General features: G+C 58.1%; 18 protein-coding genes. 10 read left to right on the plus strand and 8 right to left on the minus strand.

The window, feature by feature from the left end; translation table 11 throughout:
* Positions 1 to 75: 75 nt before the first annotated feature.
* Positions 76 to 1,704 (minus strand): AMP-binding protein, encoded by a 1,629-nt coding sequence (locus SIB92_RS20780; protein ID WP_412553801.1) that lies wholly within the window; start codon positions 1,702 to 1,704, stop codon positions 76 to 78.
* Positions 1,705 to 2,051: 347 nt separating this feature from the next.
* Between SIB92_RS20780 and SIB92_RS20785 the strand changes: the two genes are divergently transcribed.
* Both SIB92_RS20785 and SIB92_RS20790 read left to right on the plus strand, forming a co-directional pair.
* Positions 2,052 to 2,729, plus strand: coding sequence for a Hint domain-containing protein (locus SIB92_RS20785; RefSeq protein WP_412553802.1), 678 nt, complete (start codon positions 2,052 to 2,054; stop codon positions 2,727 to 2,729).
* 112 nt (positions 2,730 to 2,841) lie between these two features.
* Complete coding sequence (locus tag SIB92_RS20790) at positions 2,842 to 3,093, plus strand: hypothetical protein (RefSeq protein WP_412553803.1); 252 nt, start codon at positions 2,842 to 2,844, stop codon at positions 3,091 to 3,093.
* A gap of 39 nt (positions 3,094 to 3,132) precedes the next feature.
* Here the strand turns inward: SIB92_RS20790 and SIB92_RS20795 are convergent, their stop codons facing one another.
* The 7 genes from SIB92_RS20795 to SIB92_RS20825 form a co-directional block, all read right to left on the minus strand.
* Complete coding sequence (locus tag SIB92_RS20795; RefSeq protein WP_412553804.1) at positions 3,133 to 5,331, minus strand: 3-hydroxyacyl-CoA dehydrogenase NAD-binding domain-containing protein; 2,199 nt, start codon at positions 5,329 to 5,331, stop codon at positions 3,133 to 3,135.
* Between the two features lie 24 nt (positions 5,332 to 5,355).
* Positions 5,356 to 6,567, minus strand: a complete 1,212-nt coding sequence (locus SIB92_RS20800) for an acetyl-CoA C-acetyltransferase (RefSeq protein WP_412553805.1) — start codon at positions 6,565 to 6,567, stop codon at positions 5,356 to 5,358.
* Positions 6,568 to 6,592: 25 nt separating this feature from the next.
* Positions 6,593 to 7,231: a glutathione S-transferase family protein gene (locus tag SIB92_RS20805; RefSeq protein WP_412553806.1), complete on the minus strand. Its 639-nt coding sequence runs from the start codon at positions 7,229 to 7,231 to the stop codon at positions 6,593 to 6,595.
* Between the two features lie 37 nt (positions 7,232 to 7,268).
* Positions 7,269 to 7,481, minus strand: a complete 213-nt coding sequence (locus SIB92_RS20810) for a hypothetical protein (protein ID WP_412553807.1) — start codon at positions 7,479 to 7,481, stop codon at positions 7,269 to 7,271.
* A 61-nt stretch (positions 7,482 to 7,542) separates the two neighbouring features.
* Positions 7,543 to 9,318 carry an acyl-CoA dehydrogenase C-terminal domain-containing protein gene (locus SIB92_RS20815; RefSeq protein ID WP_412553808.1) on the minus strand — a complete coding sequence of 592 codons (1,776 nt, stop codon included), beginning with the start codon at positions 9,316 to 9,318 and terminating at the stop codon, positions 7,543 to 7,545.
* Positions 9,319 to 9,366: 48 nt separating this feature from the next.
* Positions 9,367 to 9,768 carry a MerR family transcriptional regulator gene (locus tag SIB92_RS20820; RefSeq protein WP_294117327.1) on the minus strand — a complete coding sequence of 134 codons (402 nt, stop codon included), beginning with the start codon at positions 9,766 to 9,768 and terminating at the stop codon, positions 9,367 to 9,369.
* 226 nt (positions 9,769 to 9,994) lie between these two features.
* On the minus strand, positions 9,995 to 10,372 hold the full coding sequence (locus SIB92_RS20825) for a MerR family transcriptional regulator (RefSeq protein ID WP_294117328.1): 378 nt from the start codon (positions 10,370 to 10,372) through the stop codon (positions 9,995 to 9,997).
* Between the two features lie 116 nt (positions 10,373 to 10,488).
* Here SIB92_RS20825 and SIB92_RS20830 point away from each other — a divergent pair, with 116 nt between their 5' ends.
* From SIB92_RS20830 to SIB92_RS20865, 8 genes are all read left to right on the plus strand, one after another.
* On the plus strand, positions 10,489 to 10,911 hold the full coding sequence (locus tag SIB92_RS20830) for a PaaI family thioesterase (protein WP_294117329.1): 423 nt from the start codon (positions 10,489 to 10,491) through the stop codon (positions 10,909 to 10,911).
* 2 nt (positions 10,912 to 10,913) lie between these two features.
* Entirely contained in the window at positions 10,914 to 11,423 is a 510-nt protein-coding gene (locus tag SIB92_RS20835) for a PaaI family thioesterase (RefSeq protein ID WP_412553809.1), read from the plus strand.
* Positions 11,416 to 12,750 carry an MATE family efflux transporter gene (locus tag SIB92_RS20840; protein ID WP_412553810.1) on the plus strand — a complete coding sequence of 445 codons (1,335 nt, stop codon included), beginning with the start codon at positions 11,416 to 11,418 and terminating at the stop codon, positions 12,748 to 12,750. Before SIB92_RS20835 ends, SIB92_RS20840 begins: the two co-directional genes overlap by 8 nt.
* Before the next feature lie 162 nt (positions 12,751 to 12,912).
* Positions 12,913 to 14,076, plus strand: a complete 1,164-nt coding sequence (locus SIB92_RS20845; protein WP_412553811.1) for an isovaleryl-CoA dehydrogenase — start codon at positions 12,913 to 12,915, stop codon at positions 14,074 to 14,076.
* Between the two features lie 96 nt (positions 14,077 to 14,172).
* Positions 14,173 to 14,679: a lysozyme inhibitor LprI family protein gene (locus tag SIB92_RS20850; RefSeq protein ID WP_412553812.1), complete on the plus strand. Its 507-nt coding sequence runs from the start codon at positions 14,173 to 14,175 to the stop codon at positions 14,677 to 14,679.
* A 39-nt stretch (positions 14,680 to 14,718) separates the two neighbouring features.
* Positions 14,719 to 16,326, plus strand: coding sequence for a carboxyl transferase domain-containing protein (locus SIB92_RS20855; protein ID WP_412553813.1), 1,608 nt, complete (start codon positions 14,719 to 14,721; stop codon positions 16,324 to 16,326).
* A gap of 81 nt (positions 16,327 to 16,407) precedes the next feature.
* On the plus strand, positions 16,408 to 18,357 hold the full coding sequence (locus tag SIB92_RS20860; RefSeq protein ID WP_412553814.1) for an acetyl/propionyl/methylcrotonyl-CoA carboxylase subunit alpha: 1,950 nt from the start codon (positions 16,408 to 16,410) through the stop codon (positions 18,355 to 18,357).
* Positions 18,354 to 19,025 carry a glutathione S-transferase family protein gene (locus tag SIB92_RS20865; protein WP_412553815.1) on the plus strand — a complete coding sequence of 224 codons (672 nt, stop codon included), beginning with the start codon at positions 18,354 to 18,356 and terminating at the stop codon, positions 19,023 to 19,025. Before SIB92_RS20860 ends, SIB92_RS20865 begins: the two co-directional genes overlap by 4 nt.
* Position 19,026: the final 1 nt, after the last annotated feature.

Consider the following 19,026-nt stretch of genomic DNA (forward strand, 5'->3'; position numbering starts at 1 on the left):
GGCCTCAAATATCCCAGGGGAGGCCTGCCAACGGCAGGACGGGGGCAGCGCCCCCATCCTCACTATTTTAACCGCTCAGAGGCTTTTGGCTTTTTCGCGCAATGCAAACTTCTGAATCTTACCGGTCGAGGTTTTGGGCAACTCGCCAAACACCACTTTCTTTGGGGTCTTAAATCCTGCAAGATGTTCTCGCGCAAAGGAAATGACCTCTTTCTCCTCCGCCGTCTGCCCGTCCAGCAATTCGACAAAGGCACACGGCACCTCGCCCCATTTCTCGTCTGGCTTGGCCACAACAGCGGCCAGATTCACCGCAGGGTGATGCATCAACACGCCTTCCACTTCGACCGAACTGATGTTCTCGCCACCGGAGATGATGATGTCCTTGGCCCGGTCGGTGATTTGCACATAGCTGTCCGGATGCTGCACCGCGATATCGCCGGAGTGGAAGTAGCCGCCCTCAAAGGCCGCTTTGGTGGCTTCCGGATTCTTCAGATAGCCCTTCATAACCGCATTGCCGCGGATCATGATTTCGCCATCTGCGGCCCCGTCCATGGGGATCTGCGCCATCTGGTCGTCCATCACCGTGATGTCGTCCATAAACGGCATGGCGACGCCTTGGCGGGCTTTAATCGCCGCGCGGTCATGGCCTTCGAGGTCGTCCCAGCGGGTGTCATCCCACAGGCATTCTGTGGCTGGTCCATAAACTTCGGTCAAGCCATAGACCTGCGTGATGTGAAAGCCCATCGGCTCGATTTTGGCCAATGTGGCCGGGGCAGGGGGGGCGCCGGCGGTGAAGACTTCCACCACATGGTCGAACTCTCTGCGCTGCTCTTTCGGTGCATTGACCAGCATGTTCAACACGATAGGGGCGCCGCCAAAGTGAGTCACGCCCTCGTCTGCAATGGCATTGAAAACCGCGGGAGCGGTGATGTCGCGGCAACAGACAATGGTGCCGCCCACCATGGGCATCATCCACGTGTGGCACCAACCGTTGCAGTGAAACAGCGGCACAATCGTCAGGTAGACCGGATGCAAGGTCATACGCCAGCTCAGCACTTGACCCATGGCGTTCAGATAGGCGCCACGGTGGTGGTAGACTACGCCTTTGGGTTTGCCAGTGGTGCCGGAGGTGTAGTTGAGCGCGATGCTCTCCCACTCGTCCTGTGGCATGATCCAGTCAAACGCCGGGTCGCCTTGGGCCAACAGGTCTTCATAGGTCTGATGGCGTCCGGAGGCCGGATGACCGGCTTCCGGGGCCGCCACCTCGATCAGCGTAGGGGCGGGCGTGCTCATCGCGGCGCAGGCCGCTTCGGCAAGCTCCAGGAAGGCGCTGTCTACCAGCACCACTTTGGCTTCGCCATGTTCAAAGATGTAAGTGACCGTTGCGACATCCAGGCGGATGTTGATCGCGTTCAGCACAGCGCCGCAGGCGGGCACACCAAAATGCGCCTCACAGGCGGTTGGCGTGTTGGGCAGCAGCGCTGCAACCACATCGCCGGGTTTGACGCCCAAATCCACAAGGCCGCTGGCCAACTGGCTGCAGCGGGCGTGGTACTCCCGATAAGTGCGGCGAATCTCGCCATCGACCAAGGCCAGTCGGTCCGGGAAGATTGTGGCCGCCCGTTTCAATCCCGAGAGCGGGGACAAAGGCACATAATTTGCTGCGCATTTTTCCAAACCAGTTTCATCAGACATCCAACCCATTGGCGAACCCTCTCAAAAAATCTTGCCTGCACTCTCGTGGATGTCGTTTCAAAAGGGAAGTCGGTAATAATACGCACGCATTTGGAGCTTTCATTGAAACAATCATGCGGCTTGATTGTGTGATTTGGCGTGAAGTGTGCCACATAGTGCAAACTGGCCAGCAAGCGAAAGCTGCTTCAAATTTCATTCAGTTTGAGCCTTCTCGCAGTTGAACTAAATGCGGGACAGCCTTCTGAAATTATTTACGAATTGTAGAGGCCCGCGCCAAACAATCATGCCTGCGGGATACGCGCGTCCGACGCGACGCAGGTCTCCTGCATGACGATTTGGATGGGGCCGAATTTTCGATGGTACAAACGGTGGGAACACTTCGCGACAAGGCCCGCTTGGCTTTGGCGGCCAGACGCCGCCAATCCAATGTGCGGCCGGTAATCACAACCACGGGCTGTGGGTTTGTGGCAGGCACCCGGGTGGTCACGCCCGGCGGCTGGGCCGCTGTGGACAGTCTGCATGTCGGCGATGAGGTGCTCACATTTGATGCCGGATTTCAGCGGGTTACCGCTTTGGCGACTGACCCGATATTCAGCCATGAGCACGTGACCCCACGCCAGCTATGGCCGATCTTTGTCCCTGCCGGTGCTTTGGAAAACAGGCGGGATCTATTGGTCCAACCGGGGGAAGGGGTTCTCGTAGAAAGCCCCTCAGTGCGCGACAAATGGGGCGATCCCTACGCGGTCATCCCTGGGGCTGCCTTGGACGTTCTGGACGGGACCTACCGCGTGGAACCTGCTACACCGCTTCAGGCCGTTCTGCCGGCATTTTCTGAAGATCAGATGGTTTTTGTCAACGGCGGCGCGCTGTTGTTTTCGCAGTGCATTTGGGGCGTGCGTGCCGGTGTGCGGCCTCGTTTTGGGCGGGCGGCGAACTACAACATGGTGCCGGTGCAGACAGCCATGACCATGCTGGAAAGCGGTGCAGTTAGGAATGTGTCTGTAAAGCCGGAGATGATGCTGGCCGCAGCGTAAAGCTCGCTTAAATGATAACTCGCCGAGAAGGCAGTGCAGTCATTGAAAGGGCCTTGTCGCACGCAGGTGACTGTGTTTGGCTGCTCGATGCTAGCGGCATTGAGGGGAACCCGTGACATTTTCAGTTGAAATTCGGAATTCGGAAGTCATCCAGGAAGAAGGGCAGACCGTGCACCTGTTTCTTGGACGCGAAGAGATTGAGATGTTGATCGCATCTCTGGAGGCGATGCGAGATGACCTTCCTCGCAGCAATCCGCTCACGCTTTTTTCGAATGAGTGGGGAAATGGGGCGCTTTCTAGTGAAAAAGTTATACCGGATGCGCAGATAACCCATTGTCTTAAGATCACCAAACACGAACGCTGACCCCAAAAGAAAACGGGGGCCGAAGCCCCCGTTTTGCATTTAGGCTGCTGCCTTGGCCTTTGGACCAAAGCGGCCGTAGAAGGTCTCGCCTTTGTCCGCCATCTCGCGCAGCAGTGGCGGGCAAGAGAAGCGGTCGCCAAACTTCTCTGCCAACTGGTCACAGCGTTCCGCAGCCCAGGCGGCGCCAACGATGTCGAGCCAGCTGAATGGGCCGCCGGACCACGGCATGAAGCCCCAGCCGAGAATGGCGCCCACGTCGCCTTCACGGATGTCCTCCAGCACACCGGCTTCCAGCGCGCGCACGGCTTCCAGAACCTGCGCAAAGATCAGACGGTGCTGGACTTCGATCAGGTCTGGCTGCTCTTCCAGAAGCGGGAACTTCTCGTTGAAGCCGGTCCAGTAATCGCCGCGCTTGCCTTTTTCGTCATAGTCAAAGAAGCCAGCTTTTGCCTTGCGGCCCAAACGGCCCTCTTCGACCATCCAGAAGGTCACGTCATCCGCAACAGACGCAGGATAGGCATCACCCATCGCTTCTTTGGTGGCTTTGGCGATTTTCGCACCGAGGTCCAAAGACGTCTCGTCCACCAGCTGGATTGGACCCACAGGGAAGCCCAACAGCTGTGCTGCGTGGTCCAGAAGTGGACGGCCGACACCTTCACCTGCCATCATCACACCTTCGTTGATGTACGGGATGATACAGCGGTTGGCGTAGAAGAAACGCTCGTCGTTCACCACAATCGGCGTCTTGCGGATCTGACGCACGTAGTCGAGCGCCTTGGCCACCGCGCGATCACCGGTTTCCTGGCCTTTGATGATCTCCACCAGCGCCATTTTCTCCACTGGGGAGAAGAAGTGGATGCCGATGAATTGCTCTTTGCGTACAGAAGCTTCCGCCAAGCCGGTGATCGGCAGGGTCGAGGTGTTGGAGGCAAAGATCGCGTCCTCAGGAATGATCGCCTCAACCTTTTTGGTCATTTCGGCTTTCACGCCCACATCTTCGAACACTGCTTCGATGATCAGGTCGACGTCAGACAGGTTGTCCAGATCAGTGGTGGCGTTGATCCGGCCCAACATGGCCTCTTTCTTTTCCGCCGTGACCTTGCCGCGCTTGATGCCTTTGTCGAGATAGGTCTCAGAGTAGGCTTTGCCGCGATCGGCCGCTTCCTGCGTGGTGTCGATCAGCACAACATCCATGCCAGCCTGCGCAGAGACCAGCGCGATGCCAGCACCCATCATGCCTGCACCCAGAACGCCCACTTTCTTGACGGACTGATCCGGAACGTCTGGACGGTTAGCACCTTTTTCCAGTGCTTCTTTGTTGATGAACAGGGACTGGATCATCGCCGAAGACGATGGGTTCATAAGCACGTTCACAAACCAGCGCGCTTCGATCTTCAGCGCGGTGTCAAACGGCACCTGTGCACCTTCATAGGCCGCAGATAGAAGCGCCTTGGCCGCAGGGTACACGCCCCAAGTGTTGCCGTTCACCATGGCCGACGCACCGGCGTAGGTCATGAACCCGGCAGGATGATAAGGCTCGCCACCTGGCATCTTGTAGCCTTTGGCATCCCAAGGCTTCAGGATGTCTTTGTCGGTGGCGTTCAGCACCCATTCGGTTGCGGCGGCAACTGGATCGTCCACCACTTCATGGATGATACCCGCGGCTTTGGCTTTCTTCGGATCTACCATCTTGCCTTGCAGCAGGAACGGCGAGGCCGCCATGGCCCCCATCATGCGGATGAAGCGGGTTGTGCCGCCCATGCCCGGGAAGATGCCAACCATGATTTCCGGCAGGCCGATTTTGGCCTTTGGATTATCCGCCGCAAAGATACGGTGGGTTGCCAGAGGCAGTTCCAGACCAATGCCAAGCGCCGTGCCGGGCAGGGCGGAAGCAATCGGCTTACCGCCTTTGTTGGTCTTTGGGTCCATGCCCGCGCGTTCGATTTTACGCAGGAACTTGTGGCCCATCATAGTGAAGTCAAACAGCGCTTGCGCAGGCTCGTCACCAGCGTCTGCGCGGATGGAACCAAGCACGTTCAGGTCCATGCCACCGGCAAAGGTGTCTTTGCCGGAGGTGATCACGGCGCCTTTGATGTCGTCGTTGCCCAGCACTTCGTCAATGCAGGCTTCCAAGTCGCCAAAGGCCTCGCGGCTCAGTACGTTCATCGATTTGGACTTCACGTCCCAGGTGATGATGGCGACACCGTTGTCGCCGACTTTCATTGTGAAATCAGTCATGTCTCTTATCCTAATGTCAGCCGGTTACACGCGTTCGATGATGGTGGCCGCGCCCATGCCGGACGCGATGCAGAGGGTGGCCAGACCGGTTTCTTTGTCCTGACGCTCCAACTCGTCCAGCAAGGTGCCGATGATGATCGCGCCGGTCGCGCCTAAGGGGTGACCCATAGCGATCGAGCCGCCGTTCACGTTGACCAACGCAGGATCAACATCAAACGCCTGCTGGAAGCGCATCACAACCGAAGCAAAGGCTTCGTTGACTTCGAACAGGTCGATGTCGCTGATTGCCATACCCGCGTCTTTCAGGATTTTCTGGGTGGCAGGCACTGGACCGGTCAGCATGATGGTTGGGTCCAGACCAATTTTGCAGGTCTGTTTGATCACCGCCCGTGGCTTGATGCCGTATTTCTCACCAAACTCTTTGTTGCCGATCAGCACACCGGCGGAGCCGTCCACGATACCGGAGGAGTTACCGGCGTGGTGGATGTGGTTGATCTTCTCAAGATGCGGGTACTTCATGATCGCAAGCTTATCAAAGCCCGGCATCACTTCGCCTTGTTCCTTGAACGCAGGCTTCAGGCCGCCGAGGGACTGCATGTCAGTACCCGGACGCATGTATTCGTCTTTGTCCAGAATGGTCAGCCCGTTGATGTCTTTCACAGCCACGATGGACTTGTCGAATCGGCCTTCGTCCCATGCCTGCGCGGCGCGGCGCTGAGATTCCACCGCCAGTTCATCTGCTTGATCACGGGTGAAACCATATTCGGTTGCGATGATGTCGGCAGAAATGCCTTGTGGGACGAAATACATGTCCATGGCCACAGACGGGTCCACCGCGATGGCTGCACCATCAGAGCCCATCGGCACGCGGCCCATCATTTCGACACCACCGGCGATATACGCTTCGCCTGCGCCGCCTTTGACCTGGTTGGCCGCGAGGTTTACGGCTTCCATGCCAGAGGCGCAGAAGCGGTTGATCGACAGACCCGGGATGATTTCATCCAGGTCAGACGCCAATACGGCGGTACGGGCAAGGCAGCCGCCTTGCTCTTTCACTTGAGTCACATTGCCCCAGATCACGTCTTCAACGGCGTGGCCTTCCAGGCCGTTGCGCTCTTTCAGGCTGTTCAGAACAGTTTTGGACAGGGCAACAGAGGTCACCTCGTGCAGGCTGCCATCTTTGCGGCCTTTGCCACGCGGCGTGCGCACGGCGTCATAGATATAGGCTTCGGTCATTGTGGTCTCCTATTATCAGGCGAGATCAGGCGCGGTCCGCAGGGGAACCGGGCATCAGGTCGTAGGGGTGTTTCCACCCCGGTGTGTCGGAAATATTGGTCAGCCAGCGGTCAATGTTGGACCACTCGGCACGGTCAAAGCCAAAGGGCTCTGGGTAGTAGAGGTAAGAACAGCAGGTCAGGTCGGCGTTGGTCAGGCCGTCGCCCACAATCCAATCAAGCCCCTCAAGGTGTTTGTTCAGAATGTCATAAGCGCCTTTAAGGCGCCCTTGATTGAAGGCAATCACTTCTTTGGGCTGTTTGTCTTCTGGCATGAAGTTGATCAAGAAGCGGGTCATGCCTGCAAACGAGCTGAGCTTGTGGTTGTCCCAGAACTGCCAACGCAGGATTTCGCGGCGTTCGTCGTTGTCACGGCCAGAAAATTTACCGGTTTTCTCGGAAATGTAGTCCTGAATGACCGAAGACTGTGTCAGGCTAAAATCACCATCCACAAGCACCGGGGCTTCGCCCATTTCGTTGACGTTCTGGCGGTACTCGTCGGAGCGGGTTTCGCCGGCAAAGAAATCCACTTTCACCGGCTCCCACGCGAGACCGGAAAGTTCCAATGCCAAAGCAGCCTTGTAAGAATGGCCACTTTCCCCAAAACAGTAGAGTTTGATTGTCATGCCGTCCTCCTCTTGGCAAATGTCTGCGCGGGTTAAGTCACCGTTTGCGGTCATCCAAAGTCGCGTTGAACTGGCGCAAGCGATGCGCCAGTTGGTCCTCGTCTGTCACAGCGTCGAAGTTCTCGAACAGAAACGACAGTGCCTCACCTTCGTCTAGACCTGCCTCCGTCGCAAAACTTCTGAGCTTGCGATACCCATCCTCTGTCATGGCAACAGGGAAACGGCGGGTCAGTCGAAAACGTTTGGGCATCTGTCCTCCGTTATGACGCCGAAAAATGAGGGGAGGGCAGGGAGATCCCCGCCCAACCGGATCAGAACTGGTCTGCGGCCAGCGCCATCACGGTGTCGCCACCGGACTGGATACGTGCCAGGTGCATGCCGGTCGCTGGCAGACGGCGCGCCATGTAGTAGCGGCCGGTGGTCAACTTGGTCTCGTAGAAGTCTTTGTCCTCGGCACCGGATGCCAGCGCTGCGTTGGCAGCTTTGGCCATCTGCGCCCACATCAGGCCGAGGCAGACGTGGCCGAAGAGGTGCATAAAGTCGTTGGAGCCGGACAGCGCATCGTTCGGGTTCTTCATGCCAGCCTGCATGAAATACATGCCTGCAGCTTGAAGATCCTTGGAAGCTTGCTTGAGCGGGCCAACAAAGTCTTTCAGCGCTTCGTCTTCGCCGTTTTCCTTGCAGAAAGTTTTCACCAGTTCAAAGAACGCCATGACGTGCTTGCCGCCATCTGCCGCCAGTTTCCGACCCACAAGGTCCAGCGCCTGAACACCGTTGGCGCCTTCGTAGATCATCGCGATACGCGCATCGCGAGTGAACTGGCTCATGCCGTGCTCTTCGATGTAACCGTGGCCGCCGTAAACCTGCTGGGCTTTGACGGTCATGTCGTAGCCTTCATCGGTCAAGAAGCCCTTGATGACCGGGGTCAGCAGGGAGACCAGACCGTCGGCGTCTTTGTCGCCTTTACGGTGGGATTCATCCAGCATCTTGGCGCCCCACAGAATGAACGCGCGGCCCGCTTCGGTGAAGGATTTCTGATCCATCAGGGAGCGACGGATATCCGGGTGCACGATCAGTGGATCGGCTGGGCCATCAGGATTTTCAACGCCGGTGACGGCACGGCCTTGCAGGCGGTCTTTGGCGTATTCAACGGCGTTCTGATAGGCAACTTCCGCTGCAGACAGACCCTGCATGCCAACACCCAGACGGGCTTCGTTCATCATGGTGAACATGGCGCGCATGCCTTTGTTCAGATCGCCCAGCAGGTACCCTTCGGCTTCATCGTAATTCAACACACAGGTCGAGTTGCCGTGGATGCCCATCTTTTTCTCGATGTTGCCCACGGAGACGCCGTTGCGCGCGCCGATGGTGCCTTCGTCGTCGACGATGAACTTTGGCACGATGAAGAGAGACACGCCTTTGATGCCTTCCGGGCCACCCGGCACTTTGGCCAGTACGAGATGCACAATGTTGTCGGCCATGTCATGGTCACCAGCAGAAATAAAGATCTTCTGGCCGGAGATTTTGTAGGTGCCGTTGTCCTGAGGCTCTGCCTTTGTGCGCATCAAGCCCAGATCGGTGCCGCAGTGTGGCTCGGTCAGGTTCATGGTGCCGGTCCACTCACAGGAGACCATTTTGGGCAGCCATTTGTTTTTCTGCTCATCTGTGCCATGCGCGAGAATTGCCGCCGCCGCGCCGTGGGTTAGGCCCTGGTACATGGTGAAGGCCTGGTTGGAGGAAGAGAACATCTCGCCCACCGCGGTGCCCAGCACCTGTGGCATGTTCTGGCCACCGTATTCTTCCGGCATGTCCAGTCCGGGCCATCCGCCTTCTTTCACCTGCTCAAACGCTGCTTTGAAACCGGTAGGTGTGTAAACGACGCCGTTCTCCAAGCGACAGCCTTCGTGGTCGCCTACAACGTTCAGCGGCGCCAGAACCTCGCTGGTCAGCTTGCCGGCTTCCTCCAGCACGGCGTTGGTGAAATCGGCGTCCAGCTCGTCATAGCCGGGAATGTCAGAGGTGGAGATGTTCAGCACATCATGCAGCACAAACTGCAGGTCTTTTACAGGCGCGGTGTAGGTCGGCATAAGGGGTTCCCTTTTGGATGATCCGAGACGGAATTTGGCTGTCGCCGCTTATTGCGCGGCGTCTTTCTGGTTTGCGAGGTCGGCGAGGAATTGTTCGCCCCATTTGAGCTGTTCGCGCAGATCGTCGATCGCTTCGTTCAACTCGTCGCGTTGCTCTTCCATGTCCTTGAGGCGGTGTTGCGCCACCTCATAGGTGCGTTGCAGCTGGGTCGCTTGCTGGTCGCCCATGTCGTAGAGGTCGAGCAGCTGACGGATTTCCTCGAGAGAAAAGCCAAAGCGTTTGCCACGCAGGATCAGTTTGAGACGGGCGCGGTCACGTTTGGTGAACAAACGCTTCTGGCCCTCGCGAATGGGGAACAAAAGTTCCTTGGACTCGTAAAAACGCAGGGTGCGAGGGGTGACGTCATAGGCATCACACATCTCACGAATGGTCATCGTTTCTTCGCTCATCATTGCGTCCTTTCTTGTCGGAAGGTGGGTACAAAATGGGCTTCGGGAACTGGGTTACTATACAGCTTGACGTTAACGTAAGTAAGACGTCACGTCACATTTTGAAGTGACGTAGGATCAATTTTTTCTACTTAGGCGGACTCTTGCGCACCACCCGCCGCGCTGCGGTCGCAAAACAAAAGGCGCCTCACAGGGCGCCTTTACGGGTTTGAAATTGCTTGAGAGCTCAGTTTGCTTTGGTCAAGAAGCCAGCGGTTTCATCCCGCAGTTCTTTGAGTTCGCGCATTGCTTCGTCCAATTGCTGGCGCTGTTCTTCCAGCTCCGCCATCTGACGATCTGCCATTTCCACAAAGGCCTGCATTTGCGCCGAGGTTCCGTCGTTTTCGTAGATCAACAGCCATTGGCGGATGTCTTCAAGCTTAATACCAAAGCGTCGCCCGCGCATGATCAGGGTCATCCGTGCGATCTCGCGTGGGCCAAAAAAACGACTGCGCCCTTCACGCTCCGGCTGCAAAAGCTCGATATACTCATAGTAACGCAACGTCCTTGGTGTGACGTCGAATCGTGCGCACATTTCCTTAAAAGACAGGCGAGTATCAGACATTTGCGGGGCCTCCTTAGCCGCGAAACTTAGTTTGCATCTGCAGCAAGAGCAACCGCCCCCTTGAAGCTAGCGACAAATGGCGCTCATAAATGGGCCACTACAATCGGAGGGCGGGCATGGAACCGGACAAGGCAAAAATGGCGGAGCATTTCATAAATGCGATTCCCCATTGCAAGGCGCTGAACATGCGACTGACCGACATCGGAGCTGGCAAAGCCGAGATGGAATTGCCCTACGACAGCAAGATTGTGGGCGACCCGGAAACCGGTGTTTTGCATGGCGGCGCTGTGTCTGCCTTGATGGATACCTGTTGCGGCGCGGCGGCAATGTGCCATCCGTCTTCTCCCTCTGGCACAGCGACCATTGATCTGCGGATCGACTATATGCGCGCAGCAACGCCGGGCCAAAATGTGCGGACCAAAGCGGAGTGCTACCACATCACACGCTCTGTCGCCTTTGTGCGGGCGACGGCCTTTGATGATGACGACAGCCGCCCCGTGGCCACGGCCACCGGCGCCTTTACTGTGCAGAGGAAGTAACCATGCCGCGTCCCCGTCCAGAACCTGTTCAGGTTGTTAAGCAGCGCCGCGACGCTGCGCTTTCTGCGCTTGTGCATGGCGTGCCCTATATCAATTTCCTCGGCATCGAGTTTGAACGCCGCGGCGATGAGCTCACCGCGATTTTGCCATTTGATGACAAGCTGATTGGCAACCCGCTATTGCCCGCCATTCACGGTGGTGTGACGGCGGGCTTTCTCGAGACCACAGCTGTCATTGGCCTGGCGTGGTCCGGGCTTTGGGATGACATCGAAAGTGGTCAGATTTCCATGGAAAGCCTGACCGAAGGCCATCTGCCACGATTGCCCAAAACCATTGACTTTACCGTTGACTACCTGCGTTCCGGCTTACCACGTGACGCCTATGCACGGGCGCGTGTGAACCGTTCCGGTCGCAGGTATGCCTCAGTGCACGTTGAAGCGTGGCAGGATCAGCGCGACGTGTTGTTTGCGCAAGCCACTGGCCATTTTCTGATGCCGTCCAAGGATGACTAATGCGCCGCAAGCTGGCGGAGTCGGCGACATCACCCATCGGCGCATTCTGCACACCGCGCTGCCTATCGTTTTGTCCAACGCTACCGTACCGATCCTTGGCGCGGTAGATACAGGCGTTGTCGGGCAGATGGGGGAGGCCGCGCCCATTGGCGCCGTCGGCATCGGCGCGGTAATACTCGCGGGCCTCTACTGGATTTTTGGTTTCTTGCGGATGGGCACCACGGGCCTTACCGCGCGCGCCAAAGGGGAGGGGCGTAACGGCGAGGTGGCTGCGATGCTGACCCGAGCCGTGCTGATCGGCGTGGCGGCAGGGCTGTTGTTGATCCTTGGCCAGGTGTGGTTTTTCCGTGCCGCGTTTTGGCTGTCACCGGCGTCCCTCGAGGTGGAAACGCTTGCGCGCCAATATCTGCAAATCCGCATCTGGTCCGCGCCTGCGGCCATTGCAATTTACGGCCTGACCGGTTGGCTGATCGCGCAAGAGCGCACCAAGGCGGTGTTGGTCATTCAGCTTTGGATGAACGGTGTCAACATTCTGCTCGACCTGTGGTTTGTGCTGGGGCTGGGTTGGGGCGTGGAAGGCGTGGCCATTGCCACGGTCTTTGCTGAGGTCACAGGCTGCATCTTGGCGGTGTGGTTGTGTCGAGATGTCTTTCAAAAACCCGCGTGGAAAGAGAAAATGCGTGTGTTGGATCCGGCAGCTTTACGCGAAATGGCGGCCGTGAATGGCGACATCCTTTTGCGCTCTTTGATGTTGCAGGCGATCTTTATGTCGTTCCTCTTCCTTGGCGCTGACTTTGGGGATGACACCTTGGCGGCCAATCAAGTGCTGCTTCAGTTCTTGTATATCACGGCCTATGCGCTGGACGGCTTTGCTTTTGCGGTGGAGACCCTTGCGGGACAGGCGTTTGGGGGCAAGGATCGTGCCGGTCTCCGTCGCGCAACTTATATGGCGTCAGTCTGGGCTGTTGTGGGGGCTGTTCTCATTGCAGCGGTCTATTGGATCGCTGGAGGTTGGATTGTGGACCTCATGACAACGTCTGAACCCTTGCGGGAGCTGGCGCGGGTGTATTTGCCCTGGGTGGTGCTTTCGCCACTGCTGGGCGTGGCGCCCTTTATGTTGGATGGCGTTTTCATTGGCGCCACGCAAACCAAAGACATGCGCAACATGATGCTGCTCTCGACGGTAATCTATTTCGCGGCGTTGGCGCTTTTGGTGCCGGTTTGGGGCAATCACGGGCTCTGGTTGGCCTTGATGGTCAGCTTTGTGGCGCGGGGGGCAACCTTGGCCATGCGCTATCCAGCCTTGGAGGCGCGCGCGGCGAGGTGACACCTTAAACCACTGAGACACCATTGGGATTTTGCAAGGCGGCATGGTTTCATGTCGCCTTTTTGCGTGACCGCAGGGCAGGGCGCGCGAAATTTTCTTGATCCAGCTTCCGACTCGGTCTAGTTATTGAACAACTGTTCAAATAATCGGAGGGGGTGCCCCATGTTCATGCACACGATGAATTTTGATCTGGGCGAAGACGTCAACGCTCTGCGCGAGATGGTGCATCGCTTTGCGCAAGAGCGCATCAAGCCGATGGCTGCGGACATCGATCTGAAGAACGAATTTCCCAACGAACTCTGGAAAGAGTTCGGTGAGTTGGGTCTCTTGGGCGTGACCGTGCCCGAAGAGTTCGGCGGCGCAGGGATGTCCTATCTGGCGCATGTGATTGCGGTGGAAGAGATCGCCCGCGCGTCGGCTTCTGTGTCGCTGTCTTACGGGGCGCACTCCAACCTCTGCGTGAACCAGATCAAACTCAACGGCAATGACGAGCAGAAAGCAAAATACCTGCCGCGCCTGATTTCCGGCGAGCATGTTGGTGCGCTTGCAATGTCTGAACCTTCTGCGGGTTCTGACGTGGTGTCGATGAAGCTGCGCGCGGAAAAGCGCAACGACCGCTTTGTGCTGAATGGCAACAAATACTGGATCACCAACGGCCCGGATGCAGATACGCTGGTTGTGTATGCCAAAACTGATCCAGACGCGGGTCCACGCGGCATCACCGCCTTCCTGATCGAAAAGGAGATGAAGGGGTTCTCCACGTCTCCACATTTCGACAAGCTGGGAATGCGGGGCTCCAACACGGCTGAGCTGATCTTCGAAGATGTTGAAGTTCCGTTTGAGAACATTCTCGGTGAAGAAGGAAAAGGCGTCGCGGTTCTCATGTCCGGTTTGGACTACGAACGCGTGGTTCTGGCAGGCATCGGCACCGGCATCATTGCAGCATGCTTGGACGAAATCATGCCCTACATGGTGGAGCGCAAACAGTTTGGTCAATCCATCGGCAACTTCCAACTGATGCAGGGCAAAATCGCCGACATGTATACCGCAATGAACTCCGCGCGCGCCTATGTCTACGAATGTGCCAAAGCCTGCGATGAGGGCCGGATCACACGTCAGGATGCCGCCGCCTGCTGTCTCTATGCGTCTGAAGTGGCCATGACCCAAGCGCACCAAGCAGTGCAGGCCATGGGTGGCGCAGGCTACCTGTCCGATAACCCTGTGGGCCGGATCTTCCGCGATGCCAAGCTGATGGAAATCGGCGCGGGCACCAGCGAGATCCGCCGCATGTTGATTGGCCGCGAGCTGATGGCCGCGCAGGCGTAAGGGCTTTGAAACGCCAATTTACCTTGTGGGGTTAGGCGGGAACACACTTCTCGCTTACCCTCAAGGCACATCAGCGTTTTTGAAAGGCATCTAACCATGTGGAAGATTTTGGCATTTATGGCAGGCGTGGCCACTGGCAGTGTGGCGTTGGCAGAGGGTGGGCCCGGTTTCTCGCCTGCCGCGACCGAGGCCTGTCTGGCGGCGATGACGGACAGTCAGAACCCAACCACATGTATCGGCAGTTCCGCCAATCACTGCATGGAGACCACCGAGGGTGGCTGGTCCACCTACGGCATGAGCGAATGCCTTGATCAGGAGCGGCACTATTGGGACCAACGTCTCAATGCCGCTTACAAGACTGTCCGCGCGACGCGCAAAGCCACAGACAAAGAAATGGCGGATCTAGGCTCGGCGGCGCCGTCTCAAGGGGATGCCCTCAAGAACATGCAACGCGCCTGGATCGTCTATCGCGACGCCACCTGTGACTACGAACGCTCGCTTTGGGGCGGCGGCACGGGCGGTGGCCCGGCGACGGTGAGTTGCCTGATGTATATGACCGCCGAACAGGCGCTCTATCTGGAAGCGGATGGGCTGGTGGAGTGAGATCACACACCACGTCTGTCACAAGAATGGGATACGACAATGAGTAAGTTGCAATCCAAAGTGATCACCTCATCGGAGGATTTCGCCGCCAATCGTGCGGCGCATCTTCAGATGATTGACGATGTGCGTCAGGTGGCGGAAGCGGCTCGGTTGGGCGGTGGCGAGAAGTCCCGCGCGCGTCATGAAAGCCGCGGCAAAATGCTGCCCCGCCGGCGTGTGGCAGGTTTGCTTGACCCGGGTTCTCCGTTTCTGGAAGTTGGCGCCACAGCGGCCCATGCCATGTATGACGGCGCCGCGCCTTGTGCCGGTGTCGTGGCCGGGATTGGTCGCGTGCACGGCCAAGAGGTCATGGTGGTCTGCAACGACGCCACCGTGAAGGGCGGCACCTACTATCCTATGACCGTGAAAAAGCACTTGCGCGCGCAAGAGATTGCCGAGCAGAACAACCTGCCGTGCGTGTATCTGGTGGACAGCGGCGGCGCCAACCTGCCGCAGCAGGACGAGGTTTTCCCTGACCGCGACCACTTCGGTCGTATCTTCTTCAACCAGGCGAACATGTCCGCCAAAGGCATCCCGCAGGTCGCGGTTGTGATGGGCTCCTGTACTGCTGGCGGCGCCTATGTGCCTGCCATGTCCGATGTGACTATTATTGTGAAAGAGCAGGGCACCATTTTCCTCGCAGGCCCGCCGCTAGTGAAAGCGGCGACTGGTGAAGTTGTGAGTGCAGAGGACCTTGGCGGCGGCGATGTGCACACCCGTTTGTCCGGCGTGGCCGACTACCTGGCCGACGACGATGCCCATGCATTGGCCCTGGCTCGGGATGCGCTCAAGCACCTCAACCGCACCAAGCCACAAACCGTGGATTGGCAAACGCCGGAAGACCCCGCCTACGACCCTGAAGAAATTCTCGGTGTGGTGCCCGGTGGGCTGCGCACCCCGTATGACATCCGCGAGGTCATTGCCCGCGTGGTCGATGGCTCCCGCTTTGATGAATTTAAAAAGCGCTTTGGCGAGACCTTGGTGTGTGGCTTTGCCCACGTGAAAGGCTGCCCCGTCGGCATTATCGCCAACAACGGCGTGCTCTATTCTGAAAGTGCCGCCAAGGGGGCGCATTTTGTAGAGCTCTGCTCGCAACGCGGCATTCCTCTGGTTTTCTTGCAAAACATCACCGGCTTTATGGTTGGTAAGAAATATGAGGCCGAAGGCATTGCCCGACATGGCGCCAAAATGGTGACAGCCGTGGCCACCACCAAAGTGCCCAAAATCACCATGCTGGTTGGTGGCTCTTTTGGGGCTGGCAACTACGGCATGGCCGGTCGAGCCTATAGCCCACGTTTCTTGTGGAGCTGGCCCAATAGCCGCATCTCCGTGATGGGCGGCGAACAGGCGGCGGGTGTTCTCGCAACGGTCAAACGCGACGCCATTGAGCGGCAGGGAGGCGAATGGTCGGCCGAGGAAGAAGCCGCATTCAAACAGCCCACGCTCGATATGTTTGAGGAACAAAGCCACCCGCTATATGCCTCTGCTCGCCTTTGGGACGACGGCATTGTCGACCCACGCAAAACCCGCGACGTGCTGCATCTGAGTCTCACGGCTTCTCTGAACGCACCAATCGAGGAGACCAAGTTCGGCGTGTTCCGGATGTAATCTTCTCTTGGCCCAAAATATCCCCGGGGGTCCGGGGGCAGGCTGCCCCCGGTCCGACGTCTCAACACAAAGGACCGCCCGATGTTTGAAAAAATCCTGATTGCCAACCGTGGCGAGATTGCCTGCCGCGTGATGGAAACCGCTCGCTCGATGGGCGTGAAAACCGTTGCCGTGTATTCCGATGCGGACGCGACCGCGAAACACGTCGCGCTGGCAGATCAAGCCGTGCACATTGGTGGCGCGGCGCCAGCCGACAGCTATCTCAAAGGTGACGTGATTATCCAGGCCGCTCTGGACACCGGGGCGCAAGGCATTCACCCCGGCTACGGCTTTTTGTCGGAAAACCCGGAGTTTGTGGAAGCTGTCGAGGCGGCTGGCCTGACCTTCATCGGCCCCTCCGCCAAGGCCATTCGCGCCATGGGCCTCAAAGACGCCGCCAAGGCGTTGATGGAAGAGGCCAATGTGCCGGTTGTGCCGGGTTATCACGGCGACAATCAAGACGGCGCGTTTTTGGCCGAACAGGCCGAGGTCATCGGTTATCCGGTGCTGATCAAAGCCGTCGCAGGCGGTGGTGGCAAAGGCATGCGCCTTGTTGAGAAAGCCGCCGACTTCGCCGACGCGCTGGCCTCAGCTCAAGGCGAGGCCACCACGGCTTTCGGCAACCCGGACGTCCTGATCGAAAAATACGTCACCAGCCCACGCCACATCGAAGTGCAGGTCTTTGGTGACGGTGAAAAGGCCGTGCATCTGTTTGAGCGGGACTGTTCTCTGCAACGCCGCCACCAAAAGGTCATCGAAGAAGCCCCTGCGCCCGGCATGACAGAAGAGATGCGCGCTGCGATGGGCGATGCTGCTGTGCGTGCGGCTGAGGCGATCAACTACAAAGGTGCAGGCACCATCGAGTTTATCGTGGATGGGTCTGATGGCCTGCGTCCCGATGGGTTCTGGTTCATGGAGATGAACACCCGTTTGCAGGTGGAGCACCCGGTCACTGAGGCGATCACCGGCGTCGACCTAGTTGAATGGCAGTTGCGTGTTGCCTCCGGTGAGCCCTTACCCAAACAGCAAGATGAGCTGACCATCACCGGTCATTCCTTTGAGGCGCGTATCTACGCAGAAGATGTGCCCAAAGGCTTCCTGCCCGCCACCGGCACGCTCTCGCATCTGGCGTTCCCAGCTGAAGCACGCATCGACAGCGGCGTGCGGGCAGGGGACACCATCAGCCCGTGGTATGACCCAATGATTGCCAAGCTGGTTGTGCATGGCTCAACGCGCGAGATTGCCCTCAAGCAGTTGGAGCGCGCCCTGCGCTGGACGGATGTGGGCGGCACTGTGACCAACGTAAGCTTCCTGGCCTTGCTGGCGGCGCAACCCAATTTTGTGGCGGGGGATGTCGATACCGGCCTGATCGAGCGCCACATCGATGCGCTCGCGGTTCAGCCGTCAGCCTGTACCAAGGCGCGCTCGGTGGCGGCGCTGACAGCGTTGAGATTGCGGCCTCTGGATGGATCCGCGCCGGCCGAAACGCTGGCTCTGTGGTCTCCGCTCACACACAGCGTGTCCCTGATCCACAATGAAGAGCGTATCGACGTAGATGTGCGTGTGAATGACACCGGCAACTACAACGTTCAAGTTGGTGAAGCAGAACACACCGTCACATACAAAGGTGGCAGCTGGTGGGTCGACACCACCAAAGTGCCCGCGCGCACTGCGCGAAATGGCGATGAGCTGACCGTGTTCTGGGGCAACGGCTATCGCTTCACTGTCGTGGACCCGCTGGATCGCGAAGATGAAGGCGGGGCAGGGGGCAACGTGATTGCCGCACCGATGCCAGGCCTCGTGAAAGCGATTTTTACTGAAGCCGGTCAAGAGGTGAGCGAAGGCGACCGCCTGGCCATTCTCGAAGCCATGAAAATGGAGCACTCCCTGCTCGCACCGCGCAATGGTGTGGTGGCGGATGTTTTGGCCTCCGAGGGTGCGCAGGTAGAAGATGGCACCGCTCTGATCTTGCTGGAAGAAGACGAGGCATGAGCGCGGTTCTACATTCCATCGCAGGCAGTCGCTCGTTTCGGGTGAACTGGCTGCTGCACGAGTTGGGCGAAGCGGTTGAAATCGTGCCGTACCAGATCATGGACGGGTCACTGCAGCAGCCCGCATTTAAAGCTATGTCGCCAGCCCGGCGCGTGCCGGCGTTGGAGATCGACGGACGGGTGCTCTATGAAAGCGGTGCGATTGTGCAGTACCTTTGCGAAACCCGTGAGGGGCATGGTTTAATGCCAGAGGTTGGCAGCGAGGAGCGGGCTGACTGGCTGCAATGGTTGCACTACGCAGAGACCATCGCGGCGGGCATTCAGAACCTTAACATGCAGCATCTCTTCCTGCCCAAAGACTGGATGAAGTCTCCCACCGTGATGGGGATTGAGACCAAACGTCTGGCGATTGCTTTGAAAGCTGTTGAGGGCGCGCTGGGTGATGGACGGGAGTTTCTTCTGGCGAGCGGGTTTTCTGCCGCGGATGTGATGATGGGTTTCACTCTGGAAAGCGCCAGCCGCTATGTGCGGTTTGACGGCTATCCTTTGACCACCGCCTATCTGCGCCGGATTGACGCGCGTCCCGCTTATCAGACGGCGCAGGCGGCTGAGGGGGAACAGCAGTTTTATACTCAAGATTTCTATGACTTGCCGGAGCAGGGGGCGTAAC

It is taken from the genome of Shimia sp. MIT1388 (assembly GCF_047124445.1).
Lineage (GTDB): Bacteria > Pseudomonadota > Alphaproteobacteria > Rhodobacterales > Rhodobacteraceae > Shimia.

What these genes read in the sequence shown, in the direction of transcription:
- SIB92_RS20840 (WP_412553810.1), top strand. Translation starts at nt 11,416, where the DNA reads ATGACTAATGCGCCGCAAGCTGGCGGAGTCGGCGACATCACCCATCGG.
- SIB92_RS20795 (WP_412553804.1), bottom strand. Translation starts at nt 5,331, where the DNA reads ATGACTGATTTCACAATGAAAGTCGGCGACAACGGTGTCGCCATCATC.
- SIB92_RS20825 (WP_294117328.1), bottom strand. Translation starts at nt 10,372, where the DNA reads ATGTCTGATACTCGCCTGTCTTTTAAGGAAATGTGCGCACGATTCGAC.
- SIB92_RS20830 (WP_294117329.1), top strand. Translation starts at nt 10,489, where the DNA reads ATGGAACCGGACAAGGCAAAAATGGCGGAGCATTTCATAAATGCGATT.
- SIB92_RS20860 (WP_412553814.1), top strand. Translation starts at nt 16,408, where the DNA reads ATGTTTGAAAAAATCCTGATTGCCAACCGTGGCGAGATTGCCTGCCGC.
- SIB92_RS20780 (WP_412553801.1), bottom strand. Translation starts at nt 1,704, where the DNA reads ATGGGTTGGATGTCTGATGAAACTGGTTTGGAAAAATGCGCAGCAAAT.
- SIB92_RS20845 (WP_412553811.1), top strand. Translation starts at nt 12,913, where the DNA reads ATGTTCATGCACACGATGAATTTTGATCTGGGCGAAGACGTCAACGCT.
- SIB92_RS20800 (WP_412553805.1), bottom strand. Translation starts at nt 6,567, where the DNA reads ATGACCGAAGCCTATATCTATGACGCCGTGCGCACGCCGCGTGGCAAA.
- SIB92_RS20820 (WP_294117327.1), bottom strand. Translation starts at nt 9,768, where the DNA reads ATGAGCGAAGAAACGATGACCATTCGTGAGATGTGTGATGCCTATGAC.
- SIB92_RS20810 (WP_412553807.1), bottom strand. Translation starts at nt 7,481, where the DNA reads ATGCCCAAACGTTTTCGACTGACCCGCCGTTTCCCTGTTGCCATGACA.
- SIB92_RS20805 (WP_412553806.1), bottom strand. Translation starts at nt 7,231, where the DNA reads ATGACAATCAAACTCTACTGTTTTGGGGAAAGTGGCCATTCTTACAAG.
- SIB92_RS20855 (WP_412553813.1), top strand. Translation starts at nt 14,719, where the DNA reads ATGAGTAAGTTGCAATCCAAAGTGATCACCTCATCGGAGGATTTCGCC.
- SIB92_RS20815 (WP_412553808.1), bottom strand. Translation starts at nt 9,318, where the DNA reads ATGCCGACCTACACCGCGCCTGTAAAAGACCTGCAGTTTGTGCTGCAT.
- SIB92_RS20865 (WP_412553815.1), top strand. Translation starts at nt 18,354, where the DNA reads ATGAGCGCGGTTCTACATTCCATCGCAGGCAGTCGCTCGTTTCGGGTG.
- SIB92_RS20835 (WP_412553809.1), top strand. Translation starts at nt 10,914, where the DNA reads ATGCCGCGTCCCCGTCCAGAACCTGTTCAGGTTGTTAAGCAGCGCCGC.
- SIB92_RS20785 (WP_412553802.1), top strand. Translation starts at nt 2,052, where the DNA reads ATGGTACAAACGGTGGGAACACTTCGCGACAAGGCCCGCTTGGCTTTG.
- SIB92_RS20850 (WP_412553812.1), top strand. Translation starts at nt 14,173, where the DNA reads ATGTGGAAGATTTTGGCATTTATGGCAGGCGTGGCCACTGGCAGTGTG.